The organism is Lentzea aerocolonigenes (genome assembly GCF_000955955.1).
GTDB lineage: Bacteria > Actinomycetota > Actinomycetes > Mycobacteriales > Pseudonocardiaceae > Lentzea > Lentzea aerocolonigenes_A.
On the sequence record NZ_JYJG01000329.1, the window covers coordinates 1 to 14,198 of the forward strand.

16 protein-coding genes are annotated in these 14,198 nt (G+C 68.6%); 11 read left to right on the forward strand and 5 right to left on the reverse strand.

Translation table 11 applies throughout. The features are described 5' to 3' along the window. Positions 1 to 43: 43 nt before the first annotated feature. Complete coding sequence (locus tag UK23_RS35725) at positions 44 to 1,531, reverse strand: alpha/beta hydrolase (protein WP_052685362.1); 1,488 nt, start codon at positions 1,529 to 1,531, stop codon at positions 44 to 46. Between the two features lie 93 nt (positions 1,532 to 1,624). Further along, entirely contained in the window at positions 1,625 to 1,759 is a 135-nt protein-coding gene (locus tag UK23_RS54685) for a hypothetical protein (RefSeq protein WP_269112328.1), read from the reverse strand. Between the two features lie 268 nt (positions 1,760 to 2,027). Between UK23_RS54685 and UK23_RS35730 the strand changes: the two genes are divergently transcribed. From UK23_RS35730 to UK23_RS35760, 7 genes are all read left to right on the forward strand, one after another. Next, positions 2,028 to 3,011: a ribose-phosphate diphosphokinase gene (locus UK23_RS35730; protein WP_231114829.1), complete on the forward strand. Its 984-nt coding sequence runs from the start codon at positions 2,028 to 2,030 to the stop codon at positions 3,009 to 3,011. Positions 3,012 to 3,052: 41 nt separating this feature from the next. Next, complete coding sequence (locus UK23_RS35735) at positions 3,053 to 3,805, forward strand: DUF427 domain-containing protein (RefSeq protein ID WP_045316171.1); 753 nt, start codon at positions 3,053 to 3,055, stop codon at positions 3,803 to 3,805. Between the two features lie 72 nt (positions 3,806 to 3,877). Further along, positions 3,878 to 4,507, forward strand: a complete 630-nt coding sequence (locus tag UK23_RS35740; protein WP_045316172.1) for a TetR/AcrR family transcriptional regulator — start codon at positions 3,878 to 3,880, stop codon at positions 4,505 to 4,507. After that, positions 4,504 to 6,069, forward strand: a complete 1,566-nt coding sequence (locus UK23_RS35745; protein WP_045316173.1) for an MDR family MFS transporter — start codon at positions 4,504 to 4,506, stop codon at positions 6,067 to 6,069. Before UK23_RS35740 ends, UK23_RS35745 begins: the two co-directional genes overlap by 4 nt. A 95-nt stretch (positions 6,070 to 6,164) precedes the next feature. After that, positions 6,165 to 7,376 (forward strand): serine hydrolase domain-containing protein, encoded by a 1,212-nt coding sequence (locus UK23_RS35750; RefSeq protein ID WP_052685363.1) that lies wholly within the window; start codon positions 6,165 to 6,167, stop codon positions 7,374 to 7,376. Next, positions 7,373 to 8,236 (forward strand): sensor histidine kinase, encoded by an 864-nt coding sequence (locus tag UK23_RS35755; RefSeq protein ID WP_231114830.1) that lies wholly within the window; start codon positions 7,373 to 7,375, stop codon positions 8,234 to 8,236. The genes UK23_RS35750 and UK23_RS35755 overlap by 4 nt, the downstream gene beginning before the upstream one ends. Then, positions 8,233 to 8,871 (forward strand): response regulator, encoded by a 639-nt coding sequence (locus tag UK23_RS35760; protein WP_045316175.1) that lies wholly within the window; start codon positions 8,233 to 8,235, stop codon positions 8,869 to 8,871. The genes UK23_RS35755 and UK23_RS35760 overlap by 4 nt, the downstream gene beginning before the upstream one ends. A gap of 3 nt (positions 8,872 to 8,874) precedes the next feature. On the opposite strand, the gene UK23_RS35765 is transcribed toward UK23_RS35760, so the two are convergent. Further along, complete coding sequence (locus UK23_RS35765; RefSeq protein ID WP_045316176.1) at positions 8,875 to 10,320, reverse strand: aldehyde dehydrogenase family protein; 1,446 nt, start codon at positions 10,318 to 10,320, stop codon at positions 8,875 to 8,877. 18 nt (positions 10,321 to 10,338) lie between these two features. Continuing rightward, positions 10,339 to 11,112, reverse strand: a complete 774-nt coding sequence (locus tag UK23_RS35770) for an IclR family transcriptional regulator (RefSeq protein WP_045316177.1) — start codon at positions 11,110 to 11,112, stop codon at positions 10,339 to 10,341. 36 nt (positions 11,113 to 11,148) lie between these two features. Between UK23_RS35770 and UK23_RS35775 the strand changes: the two genes are divergently transcribed. From UK23_RS35775 to UK23_RS35785, 4 genes are read left to right on the forward strand one after another with little or no spacing between them, the layout of a single operon-like run. Next, positions 11,149 to 11,895, forward strand: a complete 747-nt coding sequence (locus tag UK23_RS35775) for a phosphotransferase (protein WP_045316178.1) — start codon at positions 11,149 to 11,151, stop codon at positions 11,893 to 11,895. A gap of 13 nt (positions 11,896 to 11,908) precedes the next feature. Continuing rightward, a complete protein-coding gene (locus UK23_RS53145; RefSeq protein WP_196778040.1) occupies positions 11,909 to 12,061 on the forward strand; it encodes a hypothetical protein in 153 nt (50 codons plus the stop codon). 31 nt (positions 12,062 to 12,092) lie between these two features. Next, positions 12,093 to 12,272, forward strand: coding sequence for a hypothetical protein (locus UK23_RS35780; protein WP_045316179.1), 180 nt, complete (start codon positions 12,093 to 12,095; stop codon positions 12,270 to 12,272). A 22-nt stretch (positions 12,273 to 12,294) separates the two neighbouring features. Then, positions 12,295 to 13,290: a YdcF family protein gene (locus UK23_RS35785; protein ID WP_045316180.1), complete on the forward strand. Its 996-nt coding sequence runs from the start codon at positions 12,295 to 12,297 to the stop codon at positions 13,288 to 13,290. Positions 13,291 to 13,308: 18 nt separating this feature from the next. On the opposite strand, the gene UK23_RS35790 is transcribed toward UK23_RS35785, so the two are convergent. Beyond that, positions 13,309 to 13,980 carry a glycoside hydrolase family 11 protein gene (locus tag UK23_RS35790; protein WP_045316181.1) on the reverse strand — a complete coding sequence of 224 codons (672 nt, stop codon included), beginning with the start codon at positions 13,978 to 13,980 and terminating at the stop codon, positions 13,309 to 13,311. Between the last annotated feature and the right edge of the window lie 218 nt (positions 13,981 to 14,198).

Genomic DNA, 14,198 nt, shown 5'->3' on the forward strand with positions numbered 1-14,198 from the left:
CTGCGAGTTGGTGGTACTTGCAGACGCCGAAAAGCCAGGGACGTCAGCGCCGGGTGGGCTGGAAGAGCGGTTCGGCGATGGCCGTGGTGGGCAGGAACGGGTTCGGGTTGGCCGGGCAGACGGTGCCGACTGGTGGGAGCGCGCCGTTGAGCAGGTACGCGTTGGTGTAGTCCGAGGCGCACTTGCTCAAGCCGTAAGCGGTGTGGCCCCAACCTGCGTAAGCCAGCAAACGGCTTCCGGCGATCTGTCGGTTCACCGCCTGGGCGCCGCGGAAGTCCGTCACGCCGTCGAAGTGGTTGCCCACCACCAGAACCGGCGCGTTGGTCTTCGTGCGCCACGGTCCGGCGAACCGGTCGGCGTTCACGGGCCAGTTCGCGCACGCCGCGTTGCTCCACCACCACGCCGGGCCGAACTCCGAACCCGCTGCGGCGTAACGAGCAGTCGCGCGGTAGGCGTCGAACCCGCGCGGGAACTCGATGTCCGCGCACACGTTGCCGTTGTAGGCGTCGAAGCCGTTCTCGTAATCCGGTTCCGCCGCAACGGAAACAGCACTCGATGAAGACGCATCCGACAGCTGGTCGAACAGGGCGGCCGCATCCGGCCAGTCACGCGGGTTGTACATCGCGCCGATCGCCGCGTTGATCACGGCGTCGTAGGTGTAGACATCGTCGCCGAGCTGGATCGGCTTGGCCCGCACGGAAGCCAGCAACGCGTTCCAGCGCTTCTCAGACTGAGGGCCGAAGACGCACTTCGCCTCGTCGCAGTTGCGCAGGAACTCGCGGAACTCCTCCTTCGTCGCGATCCGGTCCGACTCGACCTGCCGCCCGCTCGACCACAGCTCCGAGTTCAGCACACCGTCGATCACCAGTGCGCGGATGTTGTTCGGGAACAGGTTCGCGTAGGTGGCGCCGAGGAAGGTGCCGTACGAGAAGCCGAGGTACGAGATCTTGCGGTCACCGACCGCGCGGCGCAGCAGGTCCAGGTCCCGCGCGACGTCCGCGGTGCTCATGTGCCGCGCGATCCTCTGGTCGTCCTGGCACTCCGGTCCGAGCGAGCGGTACCGGTCGAAGAACGGCCGTTCCTGCGCGGCCTGGTACGGGAAGCCGGGCACGCCCTCGAAGAACTTGTCCAGGTCGGCTTGGCCGGCAAAGCAGTGCAACGGATCCGACCGGCCGATCCCGCGCGGGTCGAAGCCCACCACGTCGAACCGGCCCTGCAGATCGGCCGAGATCCTGTCGCCCGATCCCAGTGCGAAGTCCACGCCCGAGCCGCCAGGTCCGCCGGGGTTCAGGAACAGCGACCCGATCCGGTGCGCCTCGTCCGTGGCGGGTTTGCGCGCCAACGCCACCGAAGTGGTCGCGCCGCGGGGGTTGTCGTAGTCCAGCGGCACCTTCACGGAGGCGCACTCGAAGCCGGGGTGTTCCGGTCCGCACGCCTCCCAGGCGATCCGCGGCACTCCCGGCTCCGCCAGTGCGACAGGTGCCCCGGTGACCAGCAGCGCGGCCGCCGCGGCGAGCACGGTGAAACGCATCGGCAAGCTCCCCTCTTGTGCGCAGAGGGGCCATTCCTACCTGTCCGCGACAGGTGTCGTCGACCGCCGAACGTCGTGTTGTCCCAAGCGGGGTCAGTCCGGTCGCCGGTGCTTTTGGCGAACTCCCAGCCGGTCCGCGATCTGGTCGTGGATCGGCGTGCTCATCACGATCGGGCCCGGTGGTGGTGCCGACTGTGTCGGTCCGGGGGTGTCCTGGTCTGCAGGCATGGCAGGAGCGTAGGCATGATCATTGACCCATCAAGCACGCTGATCAAGAAATCACACTCGACGTACCCCAAGAGGTGAATCCGAATCGGCCGATTTATACCGAGGGTGGTATCTCGTACCTGCTGCGTGACTACGTGTGGGTGTGCCCGATGGGGGTACGCAGAAATGCTCGGCAACGTGGAATCTCACCGGCCGGACGTACCGTTTGCGTGATCTCGCCGTGATGCTGAACCATCGGGTTCCTCACCGGACGAACGTGGAGCGTGACGTGGTCAGTGGCAAGCCGGGCATCGCGAAACGGCAGCTCATCCTGCTCTCCGGCAGGGCGCACCCGGAGCTCGCCGAGGCGGTCGCCAAGCACGTCGGCGTCGCCATCACACCGCAGTCGGCCTACGACTTCGCGAACGGCGAGATCTTCGTCAGGTTCGAGGAGTCGGTGCGCGGCGCGGACGCGTTCGTCATGCAGAGCCACAGCGCGCCCATCAACGACTGGCTGATGGAGCAACTGCTGATGGTCGACGCGCTGAAACGCGCCTCGGCCAAGAGGATCACCGCGGTCGTGCCGTCGTTTCCCTACGCGCGCCAGGACCGCAAGTACGCCGGACGTGAACCGATTTCGGCACGGCTGGTCGCGAACATGTTCTCCACGGCCGGCGCGGACCGGATCGTCACGGTCGACCTGCACACCGCGCAGGCGCAGGGCTTCTTCGACGGCCCGGTCGACCACCTGCACGCGATGTGGCTGCTCGCCGACCACGTCCGGGGGCGGTACCAGGGCGAGGATCTCACGATCGTCTCGCCGGACGCCGGTCGCACCCGGCTGGCCGAGAAGTGGGCCGACCTGATGGGCGGGTGCCCGATCGCGTTCATCCACAAGACGCGTGATCCGTTGCGCCCCAACGAGGTCATGGCCAACCGCGTGGTCGGTGACGTCGAGGGCCGCACGTGCGTCGTGGTCGACGACATGATCGACACGGCGATGACGAGCACGGGTGCCGCGCGGCAGTTGCTGGAGCAGGGCGCGAAGGACGTCGTACTCGTGGCCACGCACGGCGTGCTGTCCGGCGACGCGTACGACCGGCTGATCGCCAGCAAGGCCCGCGAGGTGATCCTCACCGACACCCTGCCGATCCCGCACGAGAAGCGGTTCCAGGGGCTGACGGTGCTGAGCATCGCGCCGCTGCTCGCTCGCGCGATCCAGGAGGTCTTCGAGGACGGCTCGGTGACCAGCCTGTTCGACGGAAACGCTTGATCTGAGGAAGCCTCGCGCGTCGTCCCGTGTTGGTATGGGACATGGGCAACGAGCAGCGTGGCCGGGTCAGGGTCGAACACTCGGCGAAGCGGGTCCGTGCGTTCTTCGGTGGCGAGCTGGTCGCGGACACGACCTCGCCGCGGCTGGTCTGGGAGATCCCGTACTACCCGGCCTACTACCTGCCGCTTTCCTCGGTCAGGGCCGAGCTGAAGCAGACGGGGGAGACCAAGCACTCGCCGAGCCGGGGTGAGGGTGTCCTCCACGACGTCGTCACCGCAGGCGGCACGGCCGAGGGCGCCGCGTTGACGTACCCGGACTCGCCGGTCGAGGAGCTGCGCGACCTCGTCCGGTTCGAGTTCGCGGCGATGGACGAGTGGCTCGAGGAGGACGAGCCCATCTACGTGCACCCGCGTGACCCGTACAAGCGCGTCGACGTGCTCGGCAGTTCGCGGCACGTGCGAGTCGCGCTCGACGGCGTGACCCTCGCTGCCTCGTCACAGCCCCGGATCCTGTTCGAGACGAGCCTTCCGCCGCGCTACTACCTGCCGTTGAGCGACGTGCGGTCCGATCTGCTCAGGCCGTCGGACACCCAGACGCACTGCCCGTACAAGGGAACGGCCACGTACTGGTCGGTCGAGGTGAACGGCAAGCTGCACGAGGACCTCGTGTGGATCTACCGGGCGCCGCTGCCGGAGAGCCAGAAGGTCGCAGGGCTCGCGTGCTTCTACAGCGAGAAGGTCGACCTCTTCATCGACGGTGAGCTCCAGGAGAAGCCGAAGACCCCCTGGTCATAGCTACGCTCGGCGTTGTGTACTTCACACACTGCAAACTTGCAGTGACTGCAAAAACCTCCGTACTGTGAGCTCGTGAACCAGTCGGGGGAGAGCCTGCGCGACCGCAAGAAGCGCCGCACGCGTGCGGCGCTCGAGCGGGCGACGGTGCGTCTCGCCGCCGAGAGGGGCTACGACCACGTCACCGTGGAGGAGATCGCCGCCGAGGCCGACGTCTCGGTGCGCACGTTCTTCAACTACTTCGCGAGCAAGGACGAGGCGCTGATCGGCGCGGACCCCGAGGCGGGCCCGCGCATGGCCGAGCGCATCACGTCCGCCGCGGACGGGGTCTCGCCGTTCGAGGCGTACCGGCAGTCGGTCCTCGCCGAGATCACCGACGAGCTGAACAACGCCCGTGACCTGTGGCTGCTGCGCAAGGAAGTGCTGATGCAGCGGCCGGACCTGCTGGTCCGCGCGTTCGCCAACAGTGCGGAGTCCGAGCAGCTGCTCGCGGCCGCGGTGGGTGAGCGGGCGGGGCTGCCCGAGTCCCACCTGTACCCGCGGCTCGTCGTCGCCGCCGGGAGCGCCGCGTTCCGCTGTGCGGTAACTCGCTGGGCTCTCGACGACAACGTCGCGTTGGGTGACCTCGTCGGCGAAGCGCTCGACCTGTTCGGCACCGGGCTGGTTCACGTGCCGCCGCACCACCACGAAGGGGGAACCTCATGAGCGCCGAAACCGAAGTGCCGCAAACCGAGGTAGCACCGATCCACAGCAAACGCGAAGTCGTGCAGGCCATGTGGGGCCTGATGCTCGGCATGTTCGTGTCGATCCTCGCGAGCACCATCGTCTCGAACGCGTTGCCGCGCATCGTGGCCGAGCTCAAGGGCTCGCAGTCGATCTTCGCCTGGATCGTGACGACCGAGCTGCTCGCGATGACCGCGACCGTGCCGTTGTGGGGCAAGCTCGCCGACCTCTACAACCGCAAGCTGCTGATCCAGGTGTCGCTCAGCCTGTTCGTGGTCGGCTCGCTGATCGCGGGCTTCTCGCAGAACATCGAGATGCTCATCGTCAGCCGGGTCGTGCAGGGTCTGGGTGCCGGTGGTGTCACCGCGCTCGCGACGGTCGTGATGGCCGCGATGATCCCGCCGCGTGAGCTCGGCAAGTACTCCGGCATGTTCGGCGCGGTGTTCGGCGTCGGTACCGTCGCGGGCCCGCTGATCGGCGGCCTGCTCGTCGACACGTCGTGGCTGGGCTGGCGCTGGTGCTTCTTCATCGGCATCCCGTTCACCATCGCCGCGATCTACCTGCTCCAGCGCACCCTGCACCTGCCGGTCGTGCAGAAGCGGGAGACGAAGATCGACTACCTGGGCGCGTTCCTGATCGTCTCCGGTGTCTCGACGCTGCTGATCTGGTCGTCGCTCGCCGGTCAGAAGTTCGACTGGTGGTCGGGCTGGACCGCGGGCCTGGTGTCGCTGGGTGTTCTGCTGCTCGTGGCGGCCGTCCGCGTCGAGGCCACCGCGCACGACCCGATCGTGCCGCTGTCGATCTTCCGCAACCGCACCGTCGCGCTGGCGACCGTCGCGAGCGCGTTGGTCGGTGTGGCGATGTTCGGTGGCACGGTGTTCCTCTCGCAGTACTTCCAGCTGGCGCTCGGCAAGACGCCGACGCAGGCCGGTCTGCTGGGGCTGCCGCTCATCTTCGGCCTGCTCGTCTCGTCCACTGTGGCCGGCCAGCTGATCACAAAGTACGGCAAGTGGAAGGCGTTCCTCGTCGCCGGTGGTGTGGTCATGGTCGGCGGCATGCTGCTGCTGTCCACGATCACCTCTCAGACCACGGTGTTCATGGTGTCGGTGGACATGTTCGTGCTCGGCGTCGGCGTGGGTCTGATGATGCAGAACCTGGTCCTCGCCGCGCAGAACGACGTGCCCGCCAAGGATCTCGGCGCCACGACGTCGACGCTGACGTTCTTCCGCTCGCTGGGCGGTGCGATCGGTGTGTCGGCTCTGGGCGCGGTGCTGGCGAGCAAGGTGTCGTCGCTGGCCGCGGAGAAGTTCGGGCCCATGGGCGGCACGGACGGTGAGGCCAAGGTGCCGGACCTCTCGGTGCTGCCGCCCGAGATCAAGGCCGTGATCGCGGACATCTACGCCACCGCCACCGCGGAGCTGTTCCTGGTGGGCGCGCCGTTCGCGGTGCTGGCACTGCTCGCTGTGCTGTTCATCAAGGAGAAGCCGCTCAAGGAGCAGAGCGGTGACGACAGGCTGGCCGCCGAGATGGCCGCCGGGCACTGATTCCTGCTGTGAGAGCGGACCCCTGACTTTCGTCGGGGGTCCGCTCTGTCTTTCGGGTCGGGTTTTCGCCGTTCGTGATCCTTACGTTCGGTCCCATGAACATATGGGGTGCAGCGCTGGCGCTGTTCGTTTCCACGTACATGGGTGAGGCCTCGTTCCCCGGCGTCTCGGTGGCGATCACCAAGGGCGATCAGGTGGTCGCCGTCCAGGGCTTCGGGCACGACTCCTCCGGCGCGCCGATGACCGAGCACACGAAGATGGCGATCGCGTCGGTCAGCAAGTCGTTCACGGCGCTGGCGGTCCGGCAGCTCGCGGACGCGGGCAAGATCGATCTGGACCAGCCGGTGTTCTCCTCGCGGGTCACGCCGCGGCAACTGTTGTCCCACACGTCGGGGATCAGCGACCGCACTTTGCCGGAGAAGAGCCTGCCGCAACCCTCTTCGGCTGAGGGAGCGGTGGAGCGGGCTCAGGAGGTGTTGCGGTCGGCCGTGCCCGACGGCCAGTTCCGGTACACCAACACGAACTACCACCTGGCCGCGCGACTGGTCGAGCTCGCGTCCGGAGAGGACTTCAACTCCTATCTGCGGAAGCACATCTTCGAGCCGTTGGACATGCGGGAGACGGTCGCGATCGACGTGACGCCGCGCGATCTGCCATCGGACTATCAGCGCGGTTACGGCTACGCGTACGGGTTCTCGGTCGCGACGACCGAACCGGAGCGGTTCGTGGCGGGGTCGGACGGTGTGATCACCACCGCCGCGGACATGGCGAAGTGGCTGGCGGCGCAGCCGAAGCTCGCACCTGGGGACGGCATGGGGTGGCAGGCCGACGCGCAGCAGCGGCTGCGGCACAACGGGATCTGGTTCACCAGCACGGCCGGACAGGTGCTGACGCCGTCCGGTTACGGCATCGCGGTGATGTCCAACAGCGGCGTCACACTCGGGAATGAGGGAACTTATGCCTTGGAGAACGGAATCGCGGACATCGTCGACGGCAAGTCGCCGCCGGAGCCCTCGTCGTACCGGCTGCCGATCGATCTGCTGCTGGCCGGTCTGACGCTGTCGTCGCTGCTGCTCGGGATCCGGGCGGTGCGGCGGCCGCGGAAGCTGCCGAGGGCGTGGCAGGTGCTCAGGCTCGTGCCGCTCGGCATACTGCTCGCGCTGCCGGCGCTGCTCGGGCTGCTGTACGGCGGTGGGCGGGACATCACGTTCTTCCAGCTGGCGCACTACTCGCTGCCGCTCGTGGTGTGGTTGGTGGTGTCCAGCGTGATGAACATCAGCGTGGGGGTCGTCAGATGGTCGCGATGAGGATCGTGGCGCTCGCGGTGTGCGTCATCACCGCCTTCGTCATGTCGCTCTTCATGGTCCACACCGTGCCGCCGTGGACGGTCGCGGTGTGCGCCGTGGTGTTCATCGCAGCCTTCTGGCTCGGTCGCCGGATGGAACCAGGCTGGCCGCTGATGATGTTCATCGCCGCGGCCTGGCTCTCGCTCACCCACCTCGTCGTGGTGTTGCTGGCGGTGACCCTGCCGTGGATCCTCGGCCGGGTCGCCCAGCAGCAGGCAGCTCTGGCCGCGTCCCACGTGGAGGCCGCTCACCTGCGCGAACGCACCCGGATCGCGCACGAGGTGCACGACACGCTCGGGCACGAGCTGAGCCTGATCGCGTTGCAGGCGGGCGCGCTGGAGATGAACCTGCCCGCCGAGCACCAGGCCGCGGCCGCGCAGCTCCGGGTGGCCGCCTCGGACGCCACGGAACGGTTGGCGGACCTGGTGTTCCTGCTGCGGGACGGGGATCCGCTCACCGTGGTCGACCTGCGGGACCTGGTGGATCGCGCGGTGGCGTCGGGCCTGCGGGTCGAGTTCAGCGTGACCGGCGGGATTCCGTCCACTGTGGAGCGAGCGGTGCACCGGGTGGTCCAGGAGTCGCTGACGAACGCCGCCAAGCACGCGCCGAAGTCCTTGCTGGCGCTGAAGGTGACGACGGCGGACGACACCACGGTGGTGGAGGCCCGCAACGATCTCGGGCTGCGGCGGGGAGCGGGCAGCCGGCTGGGCCTGATCGCGCTGCGCGAACGGGTGCGGCTCGCCGGCGGTACGCTCCGGACCAGCCGTGACGACGGCAAGTTCGAGCTGGTGGCGACGCTGCCGCACACGGGGGAGACGTGATTCGGGTACTGCTCGCGGATGACGAGGCGATGGTGCGCGCGGGTGTGCGCGCCATCCTCGGTTCGGATCCGTCGATCGAGGTCGTCGCGGAGGCCGGTGACGGTCGTGAGGCGATCGACCTGGCGTTGAAGCACCGGCCAGACGTGGTGTTGCTGGACATCCGGATGCCCCGTCTCGACGGGCTCGAAGCGGCTCGCGAGCTGGCACGGCTGGGGTTCGGTGTCGCGATGCTGACGACGTTCAACGACGAGGGCTACCTGGAACAGGCCCTCGACGGCGGTGCGCGCGGATTCCTGCTGAAGTCGGGGGATCCGCGCGAACTGATCGCGGGTGTGCACGCGCTGGCGTCCGGTGGCGCCTACCTGGCACCCAAGGTCGCCGCGCGGATGATCGCGAGGTTCCGCGGCGGGCGGGTCAGCGAGGCCCGTTCCCGCGTGGAGACGTTGACCGCGCGGGAACGGGACGTGCTGGCGTTGCTCGGCGAGGGCCTGTCGAACGCGCAGATCGCCAGGCGGCTGGAGCTCGTCGAAGGCACGGTGAAGGGGCACGTGAGCGCCATCCTGACCCGGCTCGGGGCGGAGAACCGGGTGCAGGCGGCGATCGTCGCGCACGAAGCGGGCCTGATCTCCAGTTAGGGGTCAGATCGGGAAGTGACCGTGTTCCGAGGCGACGGTGACCCAGCGGGTGGCCGAGAACGCCTCGATGCCCCACCTGCCACCGAACCTGCCGTAACCGCTGGCTTTGACGCCACCGAACGGCGCCTGGGGTTCGTCGTCCACGGTCTGGTTGCCGACGTGCACGATGCCCGTGCGGATCCGGCGCGCCAGGGCGAGGCCGCGCCGCGAGTCCTCGGTGAGGATGCCGGCGGTGAGGCCGTGCTCGGTGTCGTTGGCGATGGCGACGGCCTCGTCGTCGTCCGCGACCGCGGTCACGACGACGGCCGGGCCGAAGATCTCCTCCTGGAAGATGCGCATGGCCGGGGTGACGTTGTCCAGCACGGTCGCGGCGCCGTCACCACCCGCCCGCACGCGAGCGCCCGCGTCGACGGCCTCGTCGACCAGCGCGGCCACCCGGGACGCCGCGCGCGCGGTGATCACCGGGCCGATCACCGTGCCGGGATCGGCGGGGTCGCCGTGGGGGAGCGAGGAGACCTTGGCGGCGAGCTTCGCGGTGAACTCCTCCGCCACCGCCTGGTGCACCAGGATCCGGTCGGCCGACATGCAGATCTGACCTGCGTTGAAGAAGGCGCTGAACGTCGCCGCCTGCACCGCGTGGTCGAGGTCGGCGTCATCCAGCACCAGCAACGAGTTCTTGCCGCCGAGCTCCAGCACGGCGGGCTTGAGGTGTTGCGCGGCAAGGGTTCCGATGATCCGGCCGACCTCGGTCGACCCGGTGAAGTTCACCGCACGCACGCGAGGATCGGCGATCAGCGCACCCGCCACCTCGGCGGCGTCGGAGGGCGCGTTCGTCACCACGTTGAGCACGCCGGCCGGCAACCCGGCCTCGTGCAGCACGTCGGCGATGAAGTGGCCGGCCGCGATCGGCGCGTCCTCGCTGGGCTTGAGCACCACGGTGTTGCCCGCGGCGAGCGGCGCCGCGACGGCACGCGTGCTGAGGATGATCGGCGCGTTCCACGGCGAGATCGCCGCCACCACGCCGAGCGGTTCGCGCACCGCGAGCGACAGCTGGCCCGGCGTGTCCGTGGTCAGCACCTCGCCGATGGGCGCGGTGGCGGCCGCGGCGGCCTCGCGCAACATGTTGGCGGCCAGCATGACGTTGAAGCCGGCCCACCCGGCGACGCCGCCGACCTCCTGCGCCATCAGCGCGATGGCCTCCGGCGTCCGCTTCTCCAACTCGTCCGCCGCGCGCAGCAGGATCTTGCGCCGGGCGGAGGGGGAGGTCGCCGCCCACTCCGCGAACGCCTCCTGCGCCGCGTCGACCGCACGCGTCACGTCCGCTGCTCCAGCAGCGGCGATGACGGCGTACACCTCACCCGTGAACGGGTTGAGGTCTTCAGTGGTGCGGCCGTCCACACTGGGAACGCTTTCGCCGCCGATGAATAGCTGACGCTTTTCGCTTGCCACGGTTGAAGATTCAATCGCTCAAGCGCGCTCGGCACCAGGTCCAATTTCCGGTGGATGGAAACCGGGGTCCAGCGTGCGTCCGATACCGCGCGCCGCCACCTGCAACGCCGCCACCAGCCGTCCGCGTATGTTGCGCAGATCGGGCACCACGATGCCGAGCGCCGCCACGACCTGTCCGTCCACTTCGACCGGCACCGCGACCGAGCACGCTCCGAGCGTCATCTCCTCGAACGTCTGCGCGTACCCGTCGCGCCGGATCCGGTGCAGCTGCGCCCGCATGCGGCCCGGCTCGGTCACCGTGTAGGCCGTGACCCGCGTGAGGTGGTGCAGCAGCACGTCTTCCTGCACGTCTGCGGGCGCGTGCGCGAGCAGCACCTTGCCCACGCCGGTCGAGTGCAGCGGCAACCTGCTGCCCGTCGAGCTGACGATCGGCACCGACGCGTGCCCCGACACCCGATCGAGGTACAGGACCTCGGTGCCCTCGCGGATGGCCAGGTGCACGACAGCGCGCGTGGCCGCGTGGATGTCGTGCAGGAACGGCTCCGCGACCCGGCTGAGGTCGACCTCGCCCGCCGCGAGCAGCCCGAGCCGCCAAATCCGCCGCCCGATGACGTACTCACCGGACTCCAGCCTGCGCACCGCACCCCAGGCGTCCAGCTCGGCCAGCAACCGGTGCGTGGTGCTGATCGGCAGGCCGCTGCGGCGCGCGATGCTGCTCAGGGTCTGCCGGCGGTGGCGGGAGTCGAACGTGCCGAGCAGCGACAGCAGCTTCGAGGACACGGTGGCGGCCATCCCGGAATTCTGCACGCCGTACTTAGTATCGGCCCCGTGACGTACCTGGGTGAGGGCTGGGACAGCACGGCCGAGCTGGTCGGCGGCCGCTGGGTGGAACGACGGCCGCGCCGCGCCGAGATCGGCCCGCAGCTGGTGCGCGAGTCGGTGGTGATGCCCTGGCTCGCACCCCTGCTGCCGCTGCCGGTCCCGGTGCCCGTGGTGATCTCCGACGATCCGCTGGTGGTGCGCCACGAACTGGTGCCCGGCGCCGAAGTGACGTCGCTCTACGCTGTGCAAGGCCGCCAGCTGGGGGAGTTCCTGCGGGCACTGCACGCGGTTCCGGTCGCCGAGGCCGCTGAACGAGGCGTCGGCCCGATGACGTTGCCCGTCGAACGCTTCCGCGCGGAGGTCCAGGTTCCCGGCGGCGACGAGCTGCTGGCCGAGATCGGCGGGCTGCCAGCGGACACGCTCGTCCACGGCGATCTCGGCCCCGAACACGTGCTGGGCCGTGACGGCGTGCTGACCGGGGTGATCGACTTCGGCGACCTGCACATCGGCGACGCGGCGATCGACCTCGCCTGGGCGCTGCACTCCACCCCACCGGAGTTCGTGGACGCACTCGTTGCGGCATATGGGGTAACGGACGAGCTGCGGCGGCGTGCGTTGATCTGGCACCAGCTCGGGCCGTGGCACGAAGTCCTGTACGGCAACGACATCGGCGACCCGCGGGTGGCGGCCGGTGGACTCGAAGGCGTGCGTGACCGGCTCGCGATCGGGGTATCCCAGGGGCCCACCGACTGAAGGAGTGTCGAGGATGCCCTGGGTTCGACGGCACCGCCGCAGCGCCCCGTACAGCTGGTTCCGCACCACCACGGTCCGCAGCCACTACCGCAGGCCGCAGCGTGGGATGTGGATCCCGATCCTGGTCGCGATCGCCCTGATCGTGCTGCTCATTGCCTTGTTCTAGGGCCCTGTTCCACAGGGGTAAGGTCGAGTGCATGGGACAGTTGGGTGAGTTGTTCCCGGGACGCAAGCTCCGCAGCGAGGCGACGGACTCCGGCACCGGCGAGGACTTCGAGGAGACCGGACCGCTCGACCTCACGGCGGGAGCGGTGCGCCTGAGGCCGCGGCCGAAGCCTGCCCCGCGGGAAAGCGCGGAGCCCGAGAGCAGCGAGTGATCTTCGGTATTACTCTGGGCCAGTGCTGGCCGCCCTGCTGTTCGTCATCCCCGCGTTGGTCTTCGTGTACGGGATGGTGCGCGACCGCCGCAGGCTGAGCAACGCGGTCTGGCTCGGCATCACGCTGGTGATGCTGCTGCTCCTGCTCGCCGAAGCCGGCCGGGACAACCCCGTGCTGAGCCTGCCGCTGCTGCTCGCGTTCATGCTCGCCGTGCTCGGCCTGCTGTTGCTGCCCTTGGCGTTGCTGGCGAACGGCCTGGTCATGGTCCGCCGCGAGGGCCGTTCGCTGGGCAACCTGCTGTCGTTGCTCGCCGGTCTCGCGCTGATCGGCGAGATGATCTACTTCGGCTGGGGCATCGGCCAGCCCAACGACTGGATCCGCGGCAGCGCGATCGGGTTGTTCCTGGTGTCCGCGTACATCGCGTTCCTGTTCGTGAGCCTGCTGCTGTACTCGGTGATCTACGGTCGCACCGGGCGCCGCAGCGGGTTCGACGGCATCGTGGTGCTCGGCGCGGGCCTGGTCGGATCCCGCGTGCCGCCGCTGCTGGCGTCCCGGCTCGACCGCGCGTTGCGGCTGTACCGGCGCGACAGCGAGGCCGGCCGGTCGCCGGTCATCGTCGTGTCCGGCGGGCAGGGCGCCGACGAGGAGGTCTCCGAGGCGTTCGCGATGCGCCGGTACCTGCTCGAGCGCGGCGTGCCCGACGACGACGTGGTGCTGGAGGACCAGGCGACCACGACCGAGGAGAACCTCCGCTACAGCAAGGAGTTGCTGGCCTCTCGTGGGCACACCGGCCGGGTCGTCGCGGTGACGAACAACTACCACGTGTTCCGCACGGCCGTGCTGTCGCGCAAGCAGGGGTTGCGGCTGCAGGTGATCGGCGCGCCGACGGCCTGGTACTTCGTGCCGAGCGCCTTCCTGCGTGAGTTCGTGGCACTGCTGGTCCGCAACCCGGTCGTGCACACGCTGGCGTGCGTGTTGCTGATGGCGGGCGGGCTCGCGCTGACCCAGATCGGCTGAGCCCGCCCGCCGGCAGCGTCACCTCACGGTGATGTTGGAGTTGCCGCTGCTCCGGTACCCCTCGGTCGCGAGGATCATGTAGTAGCTGAAGTTGCCGAGCCGCATGCCGGCCCGGCCCCACGCGTCGAAGTGGTTGCCGGTGGTGATGGATCCGCCCGTCCGCTTCTGCTGCCGGACGCTCCAGAACTGCGGGAACGTCTTGACGCCTTCGACGGAGGGCGCGTTGTAGCGCATCGTCTGGTAGATGTCGTACGTGCCACCGTCGCTGGTCACGGTGCCCTTGTACGTGCCAGTGGGCCGGTACGTGCCCCAGTTGTCGACGATGTAGTACTCGACGAGCGGGTTCGACGTCCACCCGTAGAGCGTCAGGTACGCGTTGCCGGACGGGTTGAAGCTGCCCGAGTAGTTCACGGTCCGCCGTGAACCGTTGCTCCAGCCCTTGCCGCCGACGAAGTTGCCGACGTTGCTCCACGACGTGCTGTAGTTGCCGCCGGAGCCGAAGTCCATGCAGACCCGGCCGCCGCCGTCGGTCCAGAACGAGTAGTAGTAGCCGCCGTTGCTTCCCGTCTGGCTCGAGCACGTGGCGTTGGCGACCACGTCGGCGCTCGCGGTGCCGGGCAGCAACGCGGCGGCCAGCGCGCAGACGAGCAATGCGAAGCGGCCGGACTGTCGAACGTTTGTTTTGGTCATGTGCTGCTCTCCGAGGATCGGTCAAAGGTTTCGATAGTTTTTCGAAACTCTCCGACGGTCCGATTCTGTCGAATTCGAATTGTCGAACCGTCGAATGCGCCCGCGGTCAGCGTTGCAGCGTCAACAGGCCCGGCCGATAAGGCAGGAGACCGTAGTCGCCGCCGGAGTTGGGATCACGTCCCTGGTAGAGCAACTGCAGGTTGCAGGGGTCGATGGTC

Excerpts from the sequence above, each read along its gene's own strand:
- UK23_RS35780 (WP_045316179.1), top strand. The coding sequence starts at position 12,093 with ATGGGACAGTTGGGTGAGTTGTTCCCGGGACGCAAGCTCCGCAGCGAG.
- UK23_RS53145 (WP_196778040.1), top strand. The coding sequence starts at position 11,909 with ATGCCCTGGGTTCGACGGCACCGCCGCAGCGCCCCGTACAGCTGGTTC.
- UK23_RS35790 (WP_045316181.1), bottom strand. The coding sequence starts at position 13,980 with ATGACCAAAACAAACGTTCGACAGTCCGGCCGCTTCGCATTGCTCGTC.
- UK23_RS35755 (WP_231114830.1), top strand. The coding sequence starts at position 7,373 with ATGAGGATCGTGGCGCTCGCGGTGTGCGTCATCACCGCCTTCGTCATG.
- UK23_RS35770 (WP_045316177.1), bottom strand. The coding sequence starts at position 11,112 with ATGGCCGCCACCGTGTCCTCGAAGCTGCTGTCGCTGCTCGGCACGTTC.
- UK23_RS35745 (WP_045316173.1), top strand. The coding sequence starts at position 4,504 with ATGAGCGCCGAAACCGAAGTGCCGCAAACCGAGGTAGCACCGATCCAC.
- UK23_RS35750 (WP_052685363.1), top strand. The coding sequence starts at position 6,165 with ATGAACATATGGGGTGCAGCGCTGGCGCTGTTCGTTTCCACGTACATG.
- UK23_RS54685 (WP_269112328.1), bottom strand. The coding sequence starts at position 1,759 with ATGCCTGCAGACCAGGACACCCCCGGACCGACACAGTCGGCACCACCA.
- UK23_RS35735 (WP_045316171.1), top strand. The coding sequence starts at position 3,053 with ATGGGCAACGAGCAGCGTGGCCGGGTCAGGGTCGAACACTCGGCGAAG.
- UK23_RS35725 (WP_052685362.1), bottom strand. The coding sequence starts at position 1,531 with ATGCGTTTCACCGTGCTCGCCGCGGCGGCCGCGCTGCTGGTCACCGGG.